Raw genomic sequence first — 20,986 nt, forward strand, 5'->3', positions numbered from 1 at the left:
CGTGACCGTCCTACGCCTTGACCACCTCCATCACCGCCGCCGCAAACGCTTCCGGCGCTTCCTGGGGGACATTGTGACCGGCGCCGGGCACGATTCGGTGGACGCGGCGGCCGGTGAATTTTGACGCGCTGGCGCGGCCGTCACCGGCGGGGAGAACGCCGTCCGCGTCGCCATCCAATGTAGCCGCGGGGACCGTGATCGGCGGCAGCACAGCCAGCCGGCGCTGCAACTCGGCGTATTGCGGATCGCCGGCGGCTTGACCAAAACGATGCCGGTAGCTGTGGATCACGACATCGACGTAATCGGGATTGTCGTGCGCCGCCATGGAGCGATCGAAGGTGGCGTCGTCGAACTCCCAGTCCGGCGACCACTCTTCCCATAAGATCCTGGCGATCTCGCGCCGGTTGGCCGTGAGCCCGGCCCGCCCGCGTTCGATCTGAAAGTAATATTCGTACCAGAGTGCGGCTTCATATTCCGGGCCGATCGGCACCATGGCGCGGGCAAGGTCCTGGATCAGATAGCTGTTCACCGTCACCAGGCCGGCGCATCGCTCCGGCCAAAGCGCGGCGGCGACGCATGCCGCGCGTCCGCCCCAATTATGGCCGGCGATCACGGCGCGCTTGATGCCAAGCGCATCCATCAAGGCGACCACATCGGCCCCGATCGCGGCCTGCTCGCCTGAGCGCAATGTCGCGCGATCGCGAAAACGGGTTGCGCCAAAGCCGCGCAGATAGGGAACGATGACGCGAAAGCCCCGCGCTGCCAGCAGCGGGGCGACGTCGACGTAAGAGTGAATATCGTAGGGAAAGCCGTGCAGGAGGATCGCGGCCGGCCCGGTCGCGGGTCCGTCTTCATAACAGGCGATGTTGAGAACGCCGGCATCAATGTGGCGGAGCGGCTCCAGCCGTTTCGACGACGGCGCGCGCGCCGCGGGAACGGACGGCCCACCTTGCGCAAAGGCGTTGCCGGTTCGCGCCAGTTCGATCGCCGCCACGCCCGACAGCGCGGTGCCGAGAATGAAACGACGCTGGCGGTCGATGGAATTCGGCATGGCTCAGGCCTTGATCAGCTCCATCACCGCGGCCGCAAACGCCTCGGGCTCTTCCTGCGGCAGATTGTGGCCCGCGCGCGGTATCACGCGATGAACCCGGCGGCCGGTAAATTTCGGCGCGCTCGCGCTGCCGTCGGTCGCAGGCGCAACGCCATCGCCGGCGCCATCCAGCGTAATGGTCGGCACCGTAATCGGCGGCTGCACGGCGAGCCGGCGCTGCACTTCCGCGTATTGCGGATCGCCATCGGCGAGACCGAAACGGTGGCGATAGCTATGTATCACGACATCGACATAGTCAGGATTGTCGTGCGCCACCGCCGTGCGCTCGAAACAAGCATCGTCGAAATCCCAATTCGGCGACCATTGCTTCCACAAGATTTTCGCAATCCCGCGCCGGTTGGCGGCAAGCCCCGCGCGGCCGCGTTCGAGCTGGAAGTAGTATTGGTACCAGAGCGGCACCTCGCGCTCCGGCCGCGCCGGCACCATCGCTTTGGCAATGTCCTGGATCAGATAGCTGTTCACCGACACCAGGCCGATGCAACGCTCCGGCCATAGCGCCGCACCGACGCAGGCCGCACGGCCGCCCCAGTCATAGCCGGCGAACACCGCGCGCTTGATGCCAAGCGCATCCATCAACGCCATCATGTCCGCGCCGATCGACGCCTGTTCGCCTGAGCGCGGCGTCGCCTTGTCGCGGAATTTCGTCGGACCGTAACCGCGCAGATAGGGAACGATGACGCGGCAACCCTGCGCCGCCAGCAGCGGGGCCACATCCACATAAGAGTGAATGTCATAGGGAAAGCCGTGCATCAGTATCACGGCCGGCCCGTTCGCAGGACCGGCCTCGTAATAGGCGATGTCGAGCACGCCGGCATCGACATTATGCAGCGGTTCCAGCCGTCGCGACGAAGGGGCGCGCGGAGGGCTTGCGGCCTGGGCAGGGGCTTTTTCGGTCAATCTGAACTCCATCGGCAACGGAAACGGCCGCGCGGAGAATGAGGCGGCGCCGGCAGCATCGCAAGGCTGCGTTTGCATGGAATTTCGGGAAGCGGCAATGCAAATGGGCCGCCCCCGCAATTCGCGTCGCGCACATGACGGCGGCAAAATCCGGCGATACACTGACGCCGTCTGGATGGGCCGCGCCATGATGCGTTATTTCGCTGTCGTCTCCGCCCTTTTGTTTCGGCTGATCGTTCCGGCTGCCGCCGAAGAGCCAGTGCGCAGCGAATGCCTGGCGATGGCGAACGCCCCGCCGCGCGCGACGCCCGTCAGCCTTCGCCGCATCGCCGCCAGGGCTGACGAAGTTTCCATCACCTATGCCGGCCATTCGACCTATTACATCGAAACGCCCGGCGGCATCAGGATCGCGACCGACTACAGCGGCGCCTACCGGACCGGCCGCCTGCCCGACATCGTCACCATGAACCGGGCCCACAGCACGCATTACTCGCTGTTTCCCGATCCGCACATTCAACACGTGCTGCACGGCTGGGGCGACGACGGGCAGCCGGCGCACTACGCGATGCGCATCGGCGACGTCTATATCCGCAACGTCACCACCGATATCCGCCGTTATTTTGGCGAAGATTCCAGCGGCGAGATGATCAAGGACGGCAACTCGATCTTCATCTTCGAGGTCGCGGGCCTCTGCATCGGCCATCTCGGACACCTGCATCACAAGCTCGACGAAACCCATTTCGCGGCGATCGGCCGGCTCGACATCGTGATGGTGCCGATCGACGGCACCTACACCATGTCGCTCGACGGCGTCTCCGAGATCACCAGGCGGCTGCGCGCCTCGGTGGTGCTGCCGATGCACCGTTTCGCGACCCCGCTCGACGAATTCATGCGCCTGATCGGCCAGCAGTTCGAGATCGATCAGCGCAGCGAACGAACCATACGGATTTCACGCGACACGCTGCCGTCGACGCCGACGGTGATCATTCTCGACGGGGTTTGAGAAGCGCGACCCATGGGTTAATACCGTCATTGCGAGCCACCGGGTCGCGCGAACGCGCGCCCGATGATAAACTCCGCGAAGCAATCCATCGCGCCGCGCAAAGAAAGAATGGATTGCTTCGCTGCGCTCGCAATGACAGGAAACAAGAAAAGAAAGGGAGCGAAATTGATGGCCGCCAGCACTGCACCCGCCTCGAAGAGCGGGCTCTACGCCGATCCACGCGAAGACTGGCTTGCGCAATACACCGAAGACATCATCGATCCCCAGCGTCCGATCGTCGACCCGCATCACCATCTCTGGGACCGTGGCGGGCTGCGCTACATGATCGAGGAGATGTCGGCCGACATCGCGTCGGGCCACAACATCACCGCCACCGTCTATGTCGATTGCCGCTCGATGTACCGCGCGGGCGGACCGGAGGCGTTTCGTCCGGTCGGCGAGGTCGAATTTGCCAACGGCGTTGCGGCGATGGCCGCGAGCGGCGGCTACGGCAAGGCCGCGATCTGCGCCGGCATCGTCAGCCACGTCAATCTCATGCTCGGCGACGGCGCTAAACCCGTGCTGGAGGCGGAGATCACAGCCGGCAACGGCCGCTTCCGCGGCATCCGGCATTCTTCCGCCTGGGATGCCGATCCCAATGTCGCCGGCATGTATGCGACGCGGCCGAAAGGGCTGTTGCTCGATCCCACCTTCCGCAAGGGTTTTGCCTGTCTCGCGCCACTGGGCTTGAGTTTTGACGCCTGGCTGTTTCATCCGCAGATCGGCGAACTCATCGATCTTGCGCGCGCCTTTCCGGAAACCAAAATCGTGCTCGACCATTGCGGCGGCCCGATCGGCATCGGCCGCTATGCCGGCAAGCGCGAGGAGACTTTCCCGGTCTGGAAAGCCTCGATCCAGCAGATCGCCAAATGCCCGAATGTCGTGGTCAAACTCGGCGGGCTCGCGATGTGCCTGCTCGGCTATGACTTTCACCTGCGGCCAAAACCGCCGTCCTCGGAGCAGGCCGCCGCGGCATGGCAGCCCTATATCGAGACCTGCATCGAGGCCTTCGGCCCTGACCGGTGCATGTTCGAGAGTAATTTTCCGCCCGACAAAGGCCAGTGCAGCTATCAGGTGATCTTCAACGCCTTCAAGCGTATCGCTGCGCAATACAGCGAAGCCGAGAAGACTGCGCTGTTCTCGAAGACAGCGACGGATTATTACAAGCTGAAGCTTGGCTGATGCCGGCGAAGCGGCCGGCGTGAGCGCCCGCTCACGCCCACTCGCCCTTGCGGAACACCGGCACGCGCCGGCCGTCGGCGTGAATGCCGTCGATGTCGGTTTCGGCCGAGCCGATCATCCAGTCGATATGGATGAGACTCGTGTTGCCGCCCTGTGCTGCGATCTGTTGCGGGGTCAGGTTGCCGCCGTCGACGAAGCATTTCGAATAGCACTGGCCGAGCGCGATGTGCGAGGCCGCGTTCTCGTCGAACAGCGTGTTGAAGAACAGCAGCCCGCTTTTCGAGATCGGCGAGGAGTGCGGCACCAGCGCCACTTCGCCGAGGCGCGCAGCGCCCTCATCGGTATCGAGCACTTTCTTCAGCACTTCCTCGCCGCGCGAGGCCTTGGCTTCGACGATGCGGCCGTCCTCGAACCTGACCGCGATGTTGTCGATCAGGGTGCCCTGATAGGACAGCGGCTTGGAGGAGACGACATGGCCGCTCACCCGCCGGCAATGCGGCGTGGTGAAGACTTCCTCGGTCGGGATATTGGCGTTGCAGGTGATGCCGTTCTTGGCGGTGGAGGCGCCGCCTTCCCATTCATGGCCGTCGGCGAGGCCGATGGTGAGGTCGGTACCCGGGCCGGAATATTGCAGCGCGTGGAAGCGCTGCCCGTTCAGCCATTCGGTCCGCTCGCGCAGCACCGCGTTGTGCTTCTCCCAGGCCACCACGGCGCCGTCCTTGTCGACGCGCGAGGCCGCAAAGATCGCGTCGGCGAGTTTTGCCACCGCGACATCCTCGGCATCATCAGGGAACATCTGTTTCGCCCAGGCCGGGCTCGGATAGGCGATGATGTTCCAGTTGGTTTCGAAATTGACGATTTTTTCCAGCGCCGGCTGATAGGCGATCGAATTGGCCTTGCTGGCGCGCGCCACCTTGGCGGGATCCTCGCCCGACAGCAGCATCGGATTGTCGCCGACGATCGCAAGCCGCGCAGTGTTGGCGGCGAACGCCTTCGCCATACCCTCATAGAGCCAGCCGGCGGCGCGATCGAAGCCGGCATCATGGCCGTAGCGATAGCGCGACAGCGTGATCTCCTCGTCGGACAGGAACGAGGTGACGAGGCCGGCACCGGCCTTGTAGGCGTGTTCGGCGATCCGGCGCACCAGCGGCAGTGCTACTGCCGGCGCGGTCAGCAGCAGGTCCTGCCCCGGCTGCAGCCGCAACCCGACCTTGACGGCGACTTCGGCGAGGCGGTCGAGTTTGACGGGGTCGATCGAGGCGGAAACGTTGCGTTGGTGTGCGGTCATGGCGGGTCCTCAAAACAGTCGCTGCTACAGAGATAGGCGAACGGCTGGGTTCCTTCAACGGTTCCCTGATTCCAGCACCCGATCCACCATCTCCGGCGCCAGGCCGAGATAGTTCTTCGGCGAGGTCAGGCGATCGATCGCCGCGCGGTCGATGCGGCCGGAAACCCGCGGGTCCGCCGACAGCGCGTCGGCGAGCGTCGTGCCTTTTTCATTAGCGACCCGGCACGCATCGTAGACGACGTCATGCGCCTCCTGCCGCCCGATATCGGGCGCCAGCCCCATCATCACGGCTTCGGCGACGATCAGGCCGCGGCTGATGTCGAGATTTTCCGCCATTTTCTTTTCGTCGACGATCAGGCCACCGAGCGCGAATTTGGCCTGGTGCAGCGCGCCCGCGGTCAGCACAAAACTTTCCGGGATCGCCATCCACTCGGCATGCCACGGCCCGGTGGCGCGTTCGAAATCCTGCACCGTCGCATCCAGCATCAGGCCGGCGTGCTGGCGTACGCCCTTGGCCGCCGCCAGCATCAGTTCGGACGAGATCGGATTGCGCTTCTGCGGCATGGTCGAGGAGGCGCCGCGGCCTTTCACGAAGGGCTCATAAAGTTCGCCGAATTCGGTCGAGGCCATCAACATGACGTCGAGCGCGATCTTGCCGAGCGAGCCGGTGACGAGGCCGAAGAAATTGATCACTTCCGCAAGCCCGTCGCGCGCCACGTGCCAGGTGGAAACGGGAACGCCGAGGCCGAGTTCCTCGCACAGCGCCTTCTGCACATCAAAGCCCCTGTCGCCGAGCGAGGCCAGCGTGCCGGCAGCGCCGGCGAACTGGCCGACCAGCACGCGCGGCTTCAATTGCTCGAGGCGCTCGGCGTGACGGTCGAACATCGCAAGATAAATCGCGGTCTTGTAGCCGAACGTCACCGGCAGCGCCTGCTGCAGATGGGTGCGCCCCGCCATCGGCGTATCGCGATAGCGTTTCGACAGACCGGCGAGAATGCCGCGTACATCCGCGATATCCTGCGCGATGATCTCCAGCCCGGCGCGCACCGGCAGGACCACGGCGGTGTCCATGATGTCCTGCGTGGTCGCGCCCCAATGCACGTAGCGGCCGGCCTCGCCGCATTGCTTCACCATCTGGTGCACCAGCGGCAGGATCGGATAGCCGACGATATCAGTCTCGCGCCGCAACAGGTCGAAATCGAGCGCCGAGACGTCGGTCCGGCTGGCAATCGCTTCCGCAGCCTCTGCCGGAATCACGCCGCAGCGCGCCTCGGCCCTGGCCAGCGCGATCTCGACCTCGGCGTAGCGCGAGATCAGGCTGAAATCCGAAAACACCTCGCGCATCGCGGGCGTCCCGAACGCGTCGCGAAACAGGATGGAGTCGAGGACGGTGGTCGAGGTCGGGAAGGCGGGCATGGTCGTTTCCTGCGACAGGCTCGCGTGAATTATTCCGGCTGGATGCCGGCCACTCGGGTGTACTCGGTCCAGCGGGCGCGTTCGGCCCGCACCTCCTCCTCGCAGGCGGCAAGGTCGGTGATGTCATAGGACAGGCCGAATTCGTCCATCCGCCGGCGCACCTCGGGCGAAGCGAGCGCTTGATTGATGAGGCCGTTCAACTGCCCGACGATGTCGCGCGGCGTGGCCGAGGGAACGGCCATGCCGAGAAAGCCGGTTAGCTGGAATCCCGGAAAGGTTTCGGCGACGGCGGGCACATCGGGGGTCGATGGCGCGCGCGTCAATCGCGTGATCGCCAGCGGACGCAGTTGGCGGTTCTGCAGATATTGGTTCGACGCCGTGGTGTCGACGAACAGGCAGTGGATTTCGCCGCCGATCAGGTCAGACACCGCATTACCGATGGCGCGATAAGGCACGCCCAGTAGTTCGATGCCGGCCAGACGGCTGAGATATTCCGGCGGCGTGCGCGACGACGCGTTGAAATAACCGAATGTCAGCTTGCCCGGCGTGGCCTTGGCGGCGGCGATGAATTCGGCGAGATCGCGCCAAGGCGCCTGCGGCCGCACCAGCATGTAGGTGCCGCTGGAACGGAACACGCCGACGACCGTAAAATCCGTGGCCGGATCGTAGGAGAGGTTGCGAACCAGGCTGACATTGGCCGCGGGCGTGCTGGTTGTGATCAGAAGCACCGTATAGCCGTCGGGCTCCGCGGTCTTCACCGCCATGGTGCCGATGATGCCGTTGGCGCCCGGACGGTTGTCGATGATGACAGGTTGTTTGGTCCTGTCCTCGATCTGCTTGCCGATCAGACGCGCGGTGATGTCGCCGGAGCCGCCCGGTCCGAACGGCACGATGATCTTGATCGGCCGGGACGGGTAGGCGGCGGCGCGCGCTTGAGCTGGCAGTAGCACACCGCCGATCAGGGCAAGGACAGAGCGGCGGTTGAGCTTCTCCCTCGCCCCGCTTGCGGGGAGAGGGTTGGGGTGAGGGGGACTCTCAACGAGCTCGGTGCGTGGAGAGTCCCCCTCACCCGGATTGCTTCGCAATCCGACCTCTCCCCGCAAGCGGGGCGAGGTGAGCTGAAAGCTCGCGCCGATCACACCTGAACCCATCACGTTCTACTGCTCATCTGCGCCAAGCACGGATCATCGGACCACCTAGCCGCGAAATTTTTTCTTCTTTTTTCCGAATGAAGGCTTCTTTCCGAATTCAGGTTTCGCAGGGCGTTCGCCGTCATGCTTCGGCTTTCCGGCGTAGGCGGGCTTCTCGCGGAACGGCCTCTTGGTATCGTAACGCCTTTCCTTGTCAAATCCCGGCGCCTTTTCATGGGCGGGCTTGCCGCCGTGAGGCTTGGCGTATGGTTTTGGCGCCCTCTCCTCGCGGGATCGATCGCCCGGGCCGGCGTTGCGGTCGAACGCTGCCTCTTCACGCCTCGGCGCGTGCGGCCGCTTCTCTGCAGCCGCCTCGCCCTGCGGGCCCTCGGGCAGCGCCTCGATGCGGATGTTGTCTTCCTTGTCGGGGCGCCGGATTTTGACGGCAAAGGACTCCGCGGCGCGTCCGGAGATCTCGAACTCGGTCGTCGTGTCCATGATGCGGATGGCGCCGATATCATTCTTGTCGATGCCGCCGCGGCGGCAGATCATCGGCAACAGCCAGCGCGCTTCCGCGTTCTTCTTTGCTCCGATAGAGGCGCGGAACCAGACGCTGCCTTCGCCCAAGCCGCCGTGACGCGGCGACGATTTCCCCTTCTTCGGTCGCGGCCCGGCGCTGCGATCCTCGCCGCGTGGGGGACGTGCGTCCCTTTCCCGGCCGCGATCCTCGCGGGATCGGCTACCGCCCTGGCCGGGATCGAGAATGTCCTCGGGCGACGGCAGCCGCGCGCGATACAGCCGCGCCAGCGCCGCAGCAATATCCTCGGGCGACCGGTCGGCGAGCAAGGCTTGCGCCAGCATCAGATCTTCCGCGGTCGTCTCCTCCGAAAACAGCGCGTCCTTCAGCATGCGCTCGTGGTCGAGCTTGCGAATTTCATCCGGCTGCGGCGCGGTGCCCCAGATCGCATCGATGCCGGCGAGATTCAGCAGCAATTCCGCGCGTCGCTTTCGCGCCGGCGGCACCAGCACGACGCTGACGCCCTTGCGGCCGGCACGGCCGGTGCGGCCGGAACGGTGTTGCATGACCTCGGCATCATTCGGGATATCGGCATGGATCACGAGATCGAGGTTCGGCAGATCGATGCCGCGCGCCGCCACATCGGTGGCGACGCAGACGCGCGCGCGCCCATCCCGCAACGCCTGCAGCGCCTGGGTTCGTTCGTTCTGCGTCAATTCGCCTGACAGCGCGACCACTGAGAAGCCGCGCTCCAGCAACGTGGCCTGCAGATGCCGGACGGCTTCCCGGGTGTTGCAAAACACCAGCGCGCTCGGCGACTCGTAGAATCGCAACACATTGACGACCGCGTGCTCGACATCGCCGGATGCGATGCGGATGCCGCGATACTCGATATCGGCATGGCCGCCTTCGTCGCCGGCGACCTCGACCCGAAAGGCCTGGCGTTGAAACTGTTTTGCCAATGCGACGATGCCGCGCGGCAAGGTCGCCGAAAACAACAGCGTGCGGCGGGTATCCGGCGTGGTCTTGAGGATGAATTCCATGTCCTCGCGAAAACCGAGATCGAGCATCTCGTCGGCCTCGTCGAGCACGACCGCTTTCAATTCCGAGATGTCGAGACGGCCGCGCCGCAAATGATCGCACAGCCGCCCCGGCGTGCCGACCACGATGTGGGCGCCCGCGGCCAGTTCGCGCTGTTCGCGGCGCGGATCCATGCCGCCGACGCAGGAAACCACGCGCGCATCCGCATAATGATAGAGCCATGCGAGTTCGCGGTGGACCTGCAAGGCAAGCTCGCGGGTTGGTGCGACGATCAGGGCAAGCGGTGCGGCCGCCCGCTCGAACCGCTCGGCATCACCAAGAAGATTCCTGGCGATGGCCAGGCCATAGGCGACGGTTTTGCCGGAGCCCGTTTGCGCCGAGACCAGCAGGTCGCGGCCGGCGGCATCGTCCGCGAGTACCGCGGTCTGCACCGGAGTCGGCCGGTCATAGTTGCGTTCCGCCAAAGCTCGGACGAGCGGCGGATTGGTGGATAAGAATGTCACGAGATGGCTGACCTTAGGTTGGCGTTTAACGCCGGAACATTGAGCAGGCCCGAACCCGAACGGTTCGAAGCTGCCGCCTGAAGATACGCGGCCGCATGGCCCCGACGTATTTGAATGAGATGGCACCCTTTAGGCCATTCCCGGCCAAAGCGCCATGCAATGTTGGCGATGGCATTAATGGGCCGCCATGCAGAATGAGGCTGCTCCCCATACCATTGATATTGTTACAATATCTACAATCAACACGTGGCCGTGATAACCCGCGCATGCGGGGGATGGAGTCACGTTTGAAGTGCAACGATTGATTTGAGTATGGAGAATGCCTCGGCGGGTGTCTTGAAGTCCAGGCATTTGCGTGGGGTTTCGTTGAGACGCTGAACGTGCCGCTTGAGGGCGGCTGCCGTGATGAAGTTGAGGTCAGTTTTGCGGGGCAGCGAGCGTCGTAAGCGTCCGATGGAGTTTTCCACGCCGCCTTTTTGCCAAGGACTATGGGGATCGCAGAAGAAGGTTTGGACGCCGAGGGTTTGGTGAAGCCTGTGATGCTCGGCGAACTCGTTTCCGTTGTCGAAGCTGATGGTTTTGCGTATCGCCTGTGGAAGCTTGCCGAGTTGGCGGGCGATGGTCCGGGCGGTGAGGACAGCTTTTCGATCGACCGGGTGCTGAACGATGCTGAAGCGGGTTTGTCGTTCGTGGAGAACCAACAACCCCTGGCCGCATCGGGCGAACAGCATGAAGTCGGCTTCCCAATGACCCGGCGTCCCGCGGCCTTCGACCTCGGCGGGGCGTTCGGTGATCGAACGCCGTTGTTTGATGAGGCTGACGGGGCTGCGTCCTGGACGGTGCCCTCGTCTTCGTTTGCGGCGCGGCAGCAGGCGATGCCAGCAATCCTTCTGAGCCGCACGATGATAGATGAAACGATAGATTGACTCATGGCTGATGATGACACGACCATGTTGGCGCGCCAGTCGGCCAGCGATCTGCTCTGGGGAATGTCCCATCGCAAGGCTATTGCCCACGCAATCCCGCAGGTCCGGCTGGCGCGCCAGCTTGAAGCGGCCATCCCACCGGCGCCGGCGCTCGGCCAATCGCTGCGCCCGGACAGGCTCGTACCCCCCGTCCAAACCTTGGTAGGCCGGGAATTGCGCCGCAGTTCCCGACTGATCGTCGACGGCGCCCGGTCGAGCGCAGATGCAATTTCGTTTTGAGATCTACCGCCTGCATGCAGGCGGTAGATCTCAACGCGCTCCTCAAGGCTGAGCTGGCCATAACCCATCGCCACAACACCCTAGCAGGTGTTGCACTTGTGTCGTGAACCCAAGGGGTATCCAGACGCCGCGGCTTCTCGGCTCAATCATTGGCGTCTCTGGAATACTGGATCGTCCGCCGGAGCCTGTCATCGGGCGGCCATTCGGCCGACCCGTTGGCGGACGATGACAGCGGAGAGTGGTCGCACGCAGCTTCGCCTTCTCGCGGCATGTACCCGACCGTACGCCGCAACATCGTTCGTCTGCGCGCTCTCGATCGCTCACGAGCCAAAGCTCGCCCTGCAATCACGTCCACGCGCCCGACGCTGCCGCGTCCACCGCATCCCATCCCAACGTCCGTGACGATCGCGATACGCCCCTCTAGTGGGATGAGACGGCGGGATTTCTAGACCTGATTTGGGTTGGATAGAAAGAGGAATATTTTCTCAACAAGGGCTTGACAGAAAATAGTGATTTGCCCGTCGGGCAACTCACACGATCGCGAAAGCCAGCAAGCTCGAACCCAGCAGCAGGAGGCTAGCCGCTATCAGCGTGAGGAACCCATCGGAGACTAAATCGTGATTGCGCATGATACACCTGCCGCGTGCGATGCTCGTCCGAACAGAGTGCAGGCCTGAGCAGCGACTCTGCTGCGTGACACAATCCGCGATTTGGGTAGGTTCTTCCATTACACGTACGTGCGGTCGCATAACCTCTTCTGATCGCCGCAATAAACCTTGGTATGACCGTCACGGCGAAGCGGCAGCGAATTCCGGGAGGCGTACAGGTTTGCGCAATCGTTCACGTCAGCAGCAGCAGCGCGACCGCGATGGCGACCACCGCGATGAAGATCAGCGCCTCGATCCCCGACATGCGCCACATCGCACGTCGCCTTTGTGTACCGGATGGCACGTAATTTAGACAGTAATGCGAAATTGCAAATATATTAAAAGGGCGACCCTTTGCGGACATGGCCTGGCTTGGTACGAGGGAATTGGGCGGTCAGCGAACCGAGCCGATTACGAAATCCAGGAACGCACGCACCTTTGCGGGCGGCACGTGTCGTGAGAGATGGAACGCGTAGAGCGGAAACCGCTCGTCCGACCAATCGGGGAACAGCTCAATGAGCTTGCCGCGGCTGAGGAGATCCTCCGTCCCGAGCGCGAGGATCTGCGCCACTCCGTGACCGGCCGCGCAGGCGCCCAACATCGTGCCGACGTTGTTCACTGTCAGGCGGCCAGAAACCGCGACCCGCAGTTTCTGCCGGCCGCGGTGAAATTCCCAGTGAAACGGCCGGCCGGTGACGGGGTCCAGGTAGTGAATGCATTCGTGCCGTCCCGCGCCGAGGTCGCGGGGATGCGCCGGGTGGCCGTGCTTGGCCAGGTAGGAGGGCGCGGCGCAGGTAAGGACCCTTGTCTCAAGGGCGACGAGCGCCGAGGGCTCCGGCTCGCCGAAACGCACAGCGGCGTCAAAGCCGTCGGTCACGAGGTCGCCGAGACGGTCGCGTCCCACGATCTCAACCGACAGCGCAGGGTAGGCGGCCAGGAATTTTCCAAGGCGCGGTGCGAGCACGAGACGCGCGAAGAAGGGATCGACATTGATCCGGAGTCGGCCGCGCACCACCGCGGCCGAGCCCGCGGCGTCGGTGGCGGCATCCTCGATACCGGTCAGCAGCGGCTTTACTCGTTGATAGAAGCTGCGTCCCTCCTCGGTGAGCGCGACGGCACGCGCGGTGCGATCGAACAGCCGGATGCCGACGCGGTGCTCGAGCCGCGCAACCGCGCGGCTCACGCCGGATTGGGTGATCCCAAGCGTCGCCGCCGCGCGCGCGAAGCTGCCGGCTTCGACGGCGGCGACCAAAACCTGGATCCCGCTCAACAGCCGGCTATCAAACACCATCGCGGAGCCTGACAATCAGTCATGTTTTCTATGACAAAGATGCGCTTTTGTCACCGAATGTCCAGCGTCATCTTGTTGTCGCGTCACGCCCGGCCGATCCCGCCGGCGTTCGCCAGAGCAGGAGACGACTATGAATGGAAAGCGTGTGGTAGTTCTTGGCGGGACCTCGGGTATCGGTCTCGCTACGGCCAAGGCGGCCCAGCGCGAGGGCGCCTCCATCGTGGTAGCATCGAGCCGCCGGCAACGAGTCGACAGCGCCCTGTCCGCGCTGCGGGGCAACGCCGACGGAGAAGTCGTCGATCTTTCGGACGAGGGGCAGGTGCGGGCGTTCTTCGACCGCATTGGTGCGTTCGATCACCTGGTCTTTTGCGCCGGCGAGACGCTGCATTTGCAGACTTTGGAAAAGATGGAGCTCGAGCAGGCGCGCGGCTTCGTCAACCTGCGCTTCTGGGGCGCGCTCATGACCGTGAAATATGGGAGCCCTCACATCCGGTCGGGCGGGTCGATCACCTTGACGAATGGCGTTGCCGGACTGCGCCCGCGGAAGGGCTGGACGATGGCCGCGAGCATCTGCGGAGCCATGGAGGCGCTCACGCGCGCTCTGGCAGTAGAACTCGCGCCCATCCGGGTCAACGCGGTCTGTCCCGGCGTAGTCAAGACTGAGTTGTGGAGCGACATGCCCGAGTCCGATCGCCAGGCGATGTACAGCGACATCGGGCGGAAACTTCCAGTCGGTCGTGTCGGCGAAGCCGACGATCTCGCCCAAGCCTACATCTACCTGATGCGCGAAGGCTACAGCACCGGCCAGGTGATCGTCGTCGATGGCGGCGCCGTGCTGGTCTAAGCGTCTGGGGGATCCGTTCTAAGGATCGGGCGACGGCTGCAATGTCCCTGGTCGCCGCCGACGCCGAACATAATCCGTCGCCGGCTACGGCGATCAACGCTTCCCTCGGGATACGTACTCATGGAGGCGAGGGTGATCGAACTCGCTTGCTGCGGTGCATGAGTCCGGAATTGGCACGTTTGAGACATGCCGGGCTGGTCTGACGAGGTCCGCTGTTAGGGGCAGGTCGGAAGTGGCTGGCAGAGACATTGTCGCCCGTATCCTGGCGCAGAAACTGAGGCCTCGGCCTGGTTCGGACTGGTCGCGCCCGCCAATACGCGCGCCCCGGTGCTGGCAAAACTCGTAGGCGACGTCGACGCCATCCTGAAAATGCCTGACGTGCAGAAGCATTTTACCGAACTCGGCGCCGAGCCCGGAACGCTTTCAGGCGAGGCGTTTGGAAAATTCCTCGCCGATGAAACGGCGAAGTGGACCAAGATCATCCGGGAGTCCGGCGCGAAGATGGATTGATCCGGATAACGGGTTGCGAACGGGCGCTTTCGCCGAGCGACCTCTTGCGACCGCGCGCATTTTGGCAGATGTCTATGGCATATGCCATGGAGGGCACCGCATGCCCGAGCAGAGACACGTCAAACTATTCCGCAATGGCCGCAACCAGGCGGTCCGGATTGCCGTGGAGTTCGAATTGCCGGGCGATGAAGCCATCATGCACCGTGACGGCGATCGTCTGGTGATCGAGCAGGTGCGCAAGCGCGGGCTGGTCGCGCTGCTCAAGACGATGAAGCCGCTGGAAGAGGACGGCTCGCCGCGGCTGCTCAAGGCCGTCGAGGACCTGCTTGGCGAGATCGAGGTGCTGCCGTTCGAGGTGCCAGCCGACGCCAAATACGGCGGAATCCGATCGGAACTGGAAGCGGCCGGAAAGCCGATCCGCGGCAACGACCTTCTGATCGCCGCCCACGCCTATGCAACCGGCGCCACGATCGTGACCGCCAATTCTGGCGAGTTCAAACGTATCCGTGGCTTGAACGTGGAAAATTGGCTCGCTTGAAGAGGCAACGCTCCGCGCACGGCGTCGCTTCGGGTCCAGCCCCGGCTTTCGCAGGATTTTGTCCATGACCACCCCGTTCAAGACCATCCGAGCCCGCGCCGAGAAGCGCAAGGGCGGCCCGAAGGCGCTGAACAAGCTGCTGCCGCCCAAGCCGGACCTGAAGGCGCTTGCCAGATTGCGCGACGACCGCGCCCTTGCGGAGATGACCCGGCGGGTATTTTGCGCCGGCTTCGCCTGGAGCGTCATCGAGGCGAAATGGCAAGGTTTTGAAAAAGCGTTTCTCGGATTCGATCCGGGCCGGCTTACGCTGCAGCCCGATGAATTCTGGGACGGCTTGATGAAGGACGCGAGCATTGTCCGCAACGGCGCCAAGATCATGTCGGTGCGCGCCAACGCCTCTTTCGTCCGCGACGTGGCGAAAGAACATGGCAGCTTCGGCAAGATGTTGGCGAAGTGGCCGGCTTCCGACGAGATCGGATTGCTGTCGCTGCTCGCCAAGCGCGGCAGCCGGCTCGGCGGCAATACCGGCCAGATGCTGTTGCGCTTCCTCGGCTGGGACGGCTTTGTGACATCGAGAGACGTGGTGGCGTGCCTGCGCGATGCCGGCCTCGACGTCGCCGAGACGGTCACCTCAAAGCGCGACCTCGCCAAGGTGCAGGCGCAGTTCAACGCCTGGGCCGAGGAGACGGGGCTGCCCTACACGCAGATGTCACGGATTTGCGCGATGTCGATCGGGGAGAATTACAGCAACGAGACGCTGGCGCGATTTGTTGGTGGGGAGGAGTGAGGGGTAGGGGTTCGCTAACCACAGTGCCAACCAGGAAAACATCACCGGCTCCCCCACGGTAGGCCTGCACGCCGACGACCAGATATTCCTGCGGCCGGCCATCGTCGAAGGCGTGTTGCTGCAATTCGGCGACTTGATCACCTTGCGGGGCGGAAAAATCCAGGACCACTGGCCGGTGTATCTGCAATCCGATTGAAGCATGAACATGGCGAGACGCGGCGCCTCCTTACGTCTCACGCCCCCGATCGAAATCATCCTCGAAACGCAAATGCTTGACGCTGCGGCCACGGCGCCGCACGACCTTCAAGGCCTCCATCCCGATTTTAATGTGCATTTCGACATAGTTCTCGGTCACGGTCCGATCCGACGCTTCCGTCTTCACACCCTCCGGGATCATTGGCTGATCGGACACCAGAAGCAGCGCGCCGGTCGAAATGTGGTTGGCGAATCCAACGGCAAAGATTGTCGCCGTCTCCATGTCGATCGCCATGCTTCGCGTACGACGCAGCATATCCTTGAAGTGATCATCGTGTTCCCAGACGCGACGATTGGTCGTGTACACGGTTCCTGTCCAATAATCCTGGCCGAGGTCGCGGATCATCGTCGACACCGCGCGTTGCAGCTCGAACGCGGGCAGCGCGGGGACCTCCGGCGGCAGGTAATCATTCGAAGTACCTTCACCCCGAATGGCCGCAATCGGCAGGATCAAATCGCCAATATGATTTTTGCGTTTCAACCCGCCACATTTGCCGAGAAACAACACGGCCTTCGGCGCGATGGCGCTTAACAGATCCATCACGGTCGCGGCATTCGGGCTTCCCATGCCGAAGTTGATCAGGGTGATCCCCTCGGCAGTCGCATTGGGCATGGGCCGATCGATGCCCTTGACCGAAACGCCGTGCTGCGCGGCGAACCATTCGACATAATTGTCGAAGTTGGTCAGCAGAACATATTCTCCGAATTCAGCAAGCGGCGTGCCGGTGTAACGCGGCAGCCAGTTTTCCACGATGTCCTTTTTCTCTTTCATTTGCGTTTGGTCTCATCCGGCGCGCGCAACGACGCTGGCAGTCAAGCTAGTGGACACACGTGTTCCCTGTCCAATGCGAGACGCGCGAATTTGCCGGATTCCACTCATCAAATGTTCCGGAGGATGGCCGCGACGACAACGGCGATCGTCGGGTTCAATCGCGCAGGAATGATGCGCTGCGACGCTGGGCGCTGGTCCGGCCATACCCGATTGGTTGTATAGTCGAGAATAGCGGGGGGACGTGCTGCGTTGCAACAAGTGTGTCCGAAACCCAACCAGGGAGATCCGCCATGAAAGTCAAGGAAGTGATGCACAAGGGCGTCGACTGGGTTAGCCCCAATACGCCCATCACCGAAATCGCGAAATTGATGCGGGAGCACGACATCGGCTGCATCCCGATTGGAGAGGATGACCAACTCGTCGGAATGGTGACCGACCGCGATATCGTCTGCAAGGGGCTTGCAAAAAGCAAGTTCGATGCCGGCCGCGCGATGGCGCGCGATGTAATGACCGAAGGTATCCATTGCTGCCGCGAGGATGACGACCTCGCCAAGGCGGTGCACCATATGGAGACGCTCAAGGTCCGCAGGCTGCCGGTGATCAACAAGAGCAAGCGGATGGTCGGCATGATCAGCCTCGGTGACCTCAGCCATTCCGCGTCCGGCGATTTGCTGACCGAGTGCGTCAAGAGCGTTTCGGCCCATCACTGACGCACGGCAGGCACTCCTGCCGCCCGAAATGTGCTAATCAACGACATGGCGTGAAATGTCGTTCGGTCAGCTTCGCGGATCGGATGACGGCTCAGATCGGCTGGACGACGTGAGTTCATCACGCTTCCTGGTTTAAGCGGCGGCCGACCGACCGCGCGCGAGAGGATTGCTTCGTCTATCGGGAGAGCAACATGTCGGATCCGCAACGCCGGGAGTTTCTGGTCGCGGCAGCCGGGATCGCCTCGCTGGCAACGTTGAGCGGGGCGCAACCGGCACTCGCCGGCGATCCCAGCTTCATGAACAACGTTCCGGATCCGGTTTTGTCCGGCAAGGATCTGCCGACCTTCAAGTTCGCGCTGGAGAAGTCGGAGGGCAAGGTCATCGGCAACAGCTACGGCAAGGAAGCAACCGTCGAGCAACTGCCGATCTCCAAGGGAATCGCTGGGGTTTCGATGCGGCTCGAGCCCGGCGCGATGCGCGAGTTGCACTGGCACGCCACCGCGGCCGAGTGGGCGTTCGTCATCGAGGGGCGCGTCCGCACCACGGTGATCGATCCATACGGCCGCGCCGAGACCAACGACTTCGAGCCCGGCGACATCTGGTATTTTCCGCGCGGTCACGGCCACATGCTGCAATGTCTTGGCGACAAGCCCTGTCATTTCATCCTGATCTTCGACAATGGCTACTTTTCAGAGTTCGGCACCTTCAGCATCACCGACTGGATCGGGCACGCACCAAAACCGCTGCTGGCGAAGAATTTCGGCGTGCCCGAATCCGCGTTCGACAGCTTCCCCAAGGAAGAAGTGTATTTTGCCCGCGGCAAGCTGCCGCCCGCCGAGCAGTCGGCGCCGCTGCAGGGATGGGTTTTGCCGCCGGAGACACACAAGTATCGCCTGCTGGCGCAGCCGCCGCTCGCGGTCTATCCGGGCGGCCGCGAGTGGCGGGTCGATTCCAGCCGCTTCCCGATCGCGAAGACCATCACCGGCGTCGTGCTCGAGCTTGATCCCGGCGCGTTGCGCACGCTGCACTGGCATCCGACCGCCGACGAGTGGCAATACGTCATCGACGGCACCGTCAGCGTCACCTTGTTCGGCTCCCATGGCCGCTTCCGCACCGAACAGTTGGACCAGGGCGACGTCGGCTACATCCCGCAGGGTTACGGACACTCGATCGAGAATGTCGGCGACAAGCCCGCGCGCATCCTGATCGGGTTCAACACCGGGATCTATGAGGGCATCGACCTGTCACAATGGATCGCGGGAAACCCCACCGACGTGCTCGCCAGCAATTTCAGCCAGCCGCCGGAATTGTTCGAAAAATTCCCGCATCATGACGTCTTTATCACCGACAGGAATGGACCGGCCAAATAGGTGGGCGAGCGCAGAACTCACGCCGGCTGGGGTTTCGCGGCCGGCGCGTTGGCGAGCAGTTTGCCGATCTCCGGCTTGCAGGTGCCGCAATTGGTGGCGGCTTTCAGCCGCCGGCCGATGGCTTCGATATTTTTGGCACCTTTGAGGATCTCGGCCGAGATCTGGCGCTGCCCGACGCCGAAGCACGAGCAGACGATCGGCCCGATGTCTTCGCCGGCTTCCAGCGGCCGCCCTGTCAGTAGCGACATCCGCGCCTTCGGCGAGAGCGTGCTTTCCGCGAACAGACTGGTCAGCCAGGAACGCGAGACCAGCCTGTTGCGCTGGGCGTGACGGTCTACCGCATGTTCACCGCCGCCTATCCCTGTGGCGAGATCGAACCGTTTTCGCGGCCGCGCTTCGGCAAGCCGGCTTCGCTGTCGCGCTATCGCCCGGATTTGCCGGCCTGGCTCGATGCGGTGATCGGCAAGGCGCTCCACGTCGATCCCACCCAACGTTTCGGCGACGTCATCGAATTCGCCCACGAGCTTGAAAATGGCGCGATGTAGGCAAAGCCCGCCGTGGCGAAGCGGCAGGCGCTCTACGACCGCAATCCGCTGATGTTCTGGAAGCTATTGTCGGCGAGCCTCATCATTCTCGTCGCGATACTCTTGGCGTGGCGCTGATCTGCCGCGCCGCCGGCGCGCGGTCAGATCACGAAGAATCCATGGGTCGCGTCGCGCCGCAGCTGTTCGACGAGGCCGTACTCCCAATCGAGATAGGCCTGCATCGCGCCGGTATCGACGTCGGTGCCCTCGTAGGGACGGCGGTAGCGATGCGCCGGATCGGGTTTTGGCAAGACTAAAGGCGGCCCCACTTCCAGCTGACGATCGTAACCGCCATCGAGCACGTAGGTCTCCCAGCCCATCTGCGCGAGCCAGGACGCCGTCATGTCGGCGCGGACGCCCCTGTCGTCGGTCAGGAGGATGCGCGCCCCACGCACCGGTGCAGCCATGTCGATCTCCTGGACCAGCTGCCCGCCCGGATAGTGGCGAAAGCCTGCGATGTGACCGGCGGCATATTCTTCGGCGTCGCGAACGTCGAAGCGATAGAGCGTGCGGCGGGTCTGCGCCTGCAGCGCCATCGCTTCCGCCACGCCGACATGCCGGACGCCGGCGCGATAGGCGACGTCGCGGGCATTCTGTTCCGCGCCCTCGAACGGACCGATCGCGCCGCGCCGGCCAGCCCGATGCTCGAGCTGCTGTTTTGCCAGCGTCCAGCCGATGGTGCCGTTGCGCAGCGCCACCACCTTGTTCGGGACGCCGGCGTTGATCAGCGACTGGGTGCCGATGATCGAGCGGGTGCGGCCGGCACAATTGACGACGATCGTCGTCGCGGGATCGGGTGCGGCGCGGCCCGCACGCAGCACCAGTTCGGCCCCGGGCACGCTGACGGAGCCCGGAATGTTCATGGTGGCATATTCGTCGAAGCGCCGGACATCGAGCACGGCGATATTGGCTTTGCTCGCAATCAACGCGGCGACGTCTTCCGCCGGCAGCGAGGGCGTGTGGCGGCGGGACTCGACCAGTTCGCCAAACGCCTTGGCGTAGGAATTCACATCCTGAAAGAGTTCGTAGCCCGCGTCCCGCCAGGCCCGCAGTCCACCGTCGAGCTGGCGAATGTCGGTGTAGCCCAACGCCTGAAGGCGATCGACGGCGTGCGGAACCAGGCCTTCGCCGGAATCGTAGACGACGATCGGCACGTCCTTGCGGGGCAGCCTCGTCTCGGCCTCGAGCGCAATCCTGCCGGCGGCCATGTTGGCGGCAAACAGGGGATGGCCGGTGGCAAAATCGGCCTCGTGCCGCAGATCGAGCAGCGCGATTTCATCGCGCAGCAGCAGCGCGCTGCGGACTTGCGAGGGCGTGACGGAGGGTGCGGTCATGGATGGCGGGTT

General features: G+C 63.6%; 21 protein-coding genes and 1 pseudogene. 9 read left to right on the forward strand and 13 right to left on the reverse strand.

Annotated elements, in window-relative coordinates:
• Window positions 1–10 precede the first annotated feature (10 nt).
• A complete protein-coding gene (locus tag NL528_RS41830) occupies window positions 11–1,051 on the reverse strand; it encodes an alpha/beta hydrolase (RefSeq protein WP_309180177.1) in 1,041 nt (346 codons plus the stop codon).
• A 3-nt stretch (window positions 1,052–1,054) separates the two neighbouring features.
• Window positions 1,055–1,939, reverse strand: coding sequence for an alpha/beta hydrolase (locus tag NL528_RS41835; protein WP_309185222.1), 885 nt, complete (start codon window positions 1,937–1,939; stop codon window positions 1,055–1,057).
• 256 nt (window positions 1,940–2,195) lie between these two features.
• Between NL528_RS41835 and NL528_RS41840 the strand changes: the two genes are divergently transcribed.
• On the forward strand, window positions 2,196–3,011 hold the full coding sequence (locus NL528_RS41840; RefSeq protein WP_309185223.1) for an MBL fold metallo-hydrolase: 816 nt from the start codon (window positions 2,196–2,198) through the stop codon (window positions 3,009–3,011).
• A 26-nt stretch (window positions 3,012–3,037) separates the two neighbouring features.
• Here the strand turns inward: NL528_RS41840 and NL528_RS41845 are convergent, their stop codons facing one another.
• Window positions 3,038–3,193, reverse strand: a complete 156-nt coding sequence (locus NL528_RS41845) for a hypothetical protein (RefSeq protein WP_309180178.1) — start codon at window positions 3,191–3,193, stop codon at window positions 3,038–3,040.
• Here NL528_RS41845 and NL528_RS41850 point away from each other — a divergent pair.
• Entirely contained in the window at window positions 3,180–4,232 is a 1,053-nt protein-coding gene (locus tag NL528_RS41850; protein ID WP_309180179.1) for an amidohydrolase family protein, read from the forward strand. The genes NL528_RS41845 and NL528_RS41850 overlap by 14 nt on opposite strands.
• A 31-nt stretch (window positions 4,233–4,263) precedes the next feature.
• Here NL528_RS41850 and NL528_RS41855 read toward each other — a convergent pair whose 3' ends face one another.
• The 7 genes and pseudogenes from NL528_RS41855 to NL528_RS41880 all read right to left on the reverse strand — a co-directional run bounded on the left by NL528_RS41855 (window position 4,264) and on the right by NL528_RS41880 (window position 13,270).
• Window positions 4,264–5,520, reverse strand: a complete 1,257-nt coding sequence (locus NL528_RS41855; protein WP_309180180.1) for an aminopeptidase — start codon at window positions 5,518–5,520, stop codon at window positions 4,264–4,266.
• Between the two features lie 54 nt (window positions 5,521–5,574).
• On the reverse strand, window positions 5,575–6,936 hold the full coding sequence (locus tag NL528_RS41860; protein ID WP_309180181.1) for an adenylosuccinate lyase family protein: 1,362 nt from the start codon (window positions 6,934–6,936) through the stop codon (window positions 5,575–5,577).
• A gap of 29 nt (window positions 6,937–6,965) precedes the next feature.
• Window positions 6,966–7,886 carry a tripartite tricarboxylate transporter substrate binding protein gene (locus NL528_RS41865; protein ID WP_309180182.1) on the reverse strand — a complete coding sequence of 307 codons (921 nt, stop codon included), beginning with the start codon at window positions 7,884–7,886 and terminating at the stop codon, window positions 6,966–6,968.
• A 246-nt stretch (window positions 7,887–8,132) separates the two neighbouring features.
• Window positions 8,133–10,127 (reverse strand): DEAD/DEAH box helicase, encoded by a 1,995-nt coding sequence (locus NL528_RS41870; protein WP_309180183.1) that lies wholly within the window; start codon window positions 10,125–10,127, stop codon window positions 8,133–8,135.
• Window positions 10,128–10,408: 281 nt separating this feature from the next.
• A complete protein-coding gene (locus NL528_RS41875) occupies window positions 10,409–11,212 on the reverse strand; it encodes an IS30 family transposase (protein WP_309180184.1) in 804 nt (267 codons plus the stop codon).
• Window positions 11,213–11,322: 110 nt separating this feature from the next.
• Window positions 11,323–11,400: pseudogene (locus NL528_RS47395) on the reverse strand (hypothetical protein); the annotation flags it as partial.
• 973 nt (window positions 11,401–12,373) lie between these two features.
• On the reverse strand, window positions 12,374–13,270 hold the full coding sequence (locus tag NL528_RS41880; RefSeq protein ID WP_309180185.1) for a LysR substrate-binding domain-containing protein: 897 nt from the start codon (window positions 13,268–13,270) through the stop codon (window positions 12,374–12,376).
• Window positions 13,271–13,400: 130 nt separating this feature from the next.
• On the opposite strand from NL528_RS41880, the gene NL528_RS41885 reads away from it, so the two are divergent.
• From NL528_RS41885 to NL528_RS41900, 4 genes are all read left to right on the forward strand, one after another.
• Entirely contained in the window at window positions 13,401–14,114 is a 714-nt protein-coding gene (locus NL528_RS41885) for an SDR family oxidoreductase (RefSeq protein ID WP_309180186.1), read from the forward strand.
• Between the two features lie 327 nt (window positions 14,115–14,441).
• Complete coding sequence (locus NL528_RS41890; RefSeq protein WP_309180187.1) at window positions 14,442–14,624, forward strand: hypothetical protein; 183 nt, start codon at window positions 14,442–14,444, stop codon at window positions 14,622–14,624.
• Between the two features lie 100 nt (window positions 14,625–14,724).
• Entirely contained in the window at window positions 14,725–15,162 is a 438-nt protein-coding gene (locus NL528_RS41895) for a PIN domain-containing protein (protein ID WP_309180188.1), read from the forward strand.
• Window positions 15,163–15,226: 64 nt separating this feature from the next.
• Window positions 15,227–15,949 (forward strand): DNA-3-methyladenine glycosylase I, encoded by a 723-nt coding sequence (locus tag NL528_RS41900; RefSeq protein WP_309180189.1) that lies wholly within the window; start codon window positions 15,227–15,229, stop codon window positions 15,947–15,949.
• A gap of 226 nt (window positions 15,950–16,175) precedes the next feature.
• Here the strand turns inward: NL528_RS41900 and NL528_RS41905 are convergent, their stop codons facing one another.
• Window positions 16,176–16,976: an AMP nucleosidase gene (locus tag NL528_RS41905; protein ID WP_309180190.1), complete on the reverse strand. Its 801-nt coding sequence runs from the start codon at window positions 16,974–16,976 to the stop codon at window positions 16,176–16,178.
• A gap of 290 nt (window positions 16,977–17,266) precedes the next feature.
• On the opposite strand from NL528_RS41905, the gene NL528_RS41910 reads away from it, so the two are divergent.
• Window positions 17,267–17,686, forward strand: a complete 420-nt coding sequence (locus tag NL528_RS41910; RefSeq protein WP_309180191.1) for a CBS domain-containing protein — start codon at window positions 17,267–17,269, stop codon at window positions 17,684–17,686.
• Window positions 17,687–17,877: 191 nt separating this feature from the next.
• Entirely contained in the window at window positions 17,878–19,056 is a 1,179-nt protein-coding gene (locus NL528_RS41915) for a cupin domain-containing protein (protein ID WP_309180192.1), read from the forward strand.
• A 17-nt stretch (window positions 19,057–19,073) separates the two neighbouring features.
• Here the strand turns inward: NL528_RS41915 and NL528_RS41920 are convergent, their stop codons facing one another.
• Window positions 19,074–19,304, reverse strand: coding sequence for a (2Fe-2S)-binding protein (locus NL528_RS41920; RefSeq protein WP_309180193.1), 231 nt, complete (start codon window positions 19,302–19,304; stop codon window positions 19,074–19,076).
• A 78-nt stretch (window positions 19,305–19,382) separates the two neighbouring features.
• Here NL528_RS41920 and NL528_RS41925 point away from each other — a divergent pair, with 78 nt between their 5' ends.
• Window positions 19,383–19,601, forward strand: coding sequence for a hypothetical protein (locus NL528_RS41925; protein WP_309180194.1), 219 nt, complete (start codon window positions 19,383–19,385; stop codon window positions 19,599–19,601).
• Between the two features lie 140 nt (window positions 19,602–19,741).
• Here the strand turns inward: NL528_RS41925 and NL528_RS41930 are convergent, their stop codons facing one another.
• Complete coding sequence (locus NL528_RS41930) at window positions 19,742–20,974, reverse strand: rhodanese-like domain-containing protein (RefSeq protein ID WP_309180195.1); 1,233 nt, start codon at window positions 20,972–20,974, stop codon at window positions 19,742–19,744.
• Window positions 20,975–20,986 lie beyond the last annotated feature (12 nt).

The organism is Bradyrhizobium sp. Ash2021 (assembly GCF_031202265.1).
GTDB lineage: Bacteria > Pseudomonadota > Alphaproteobacteria > Rhizobiales > Xanthobacteraceae > Bradyrhizobium.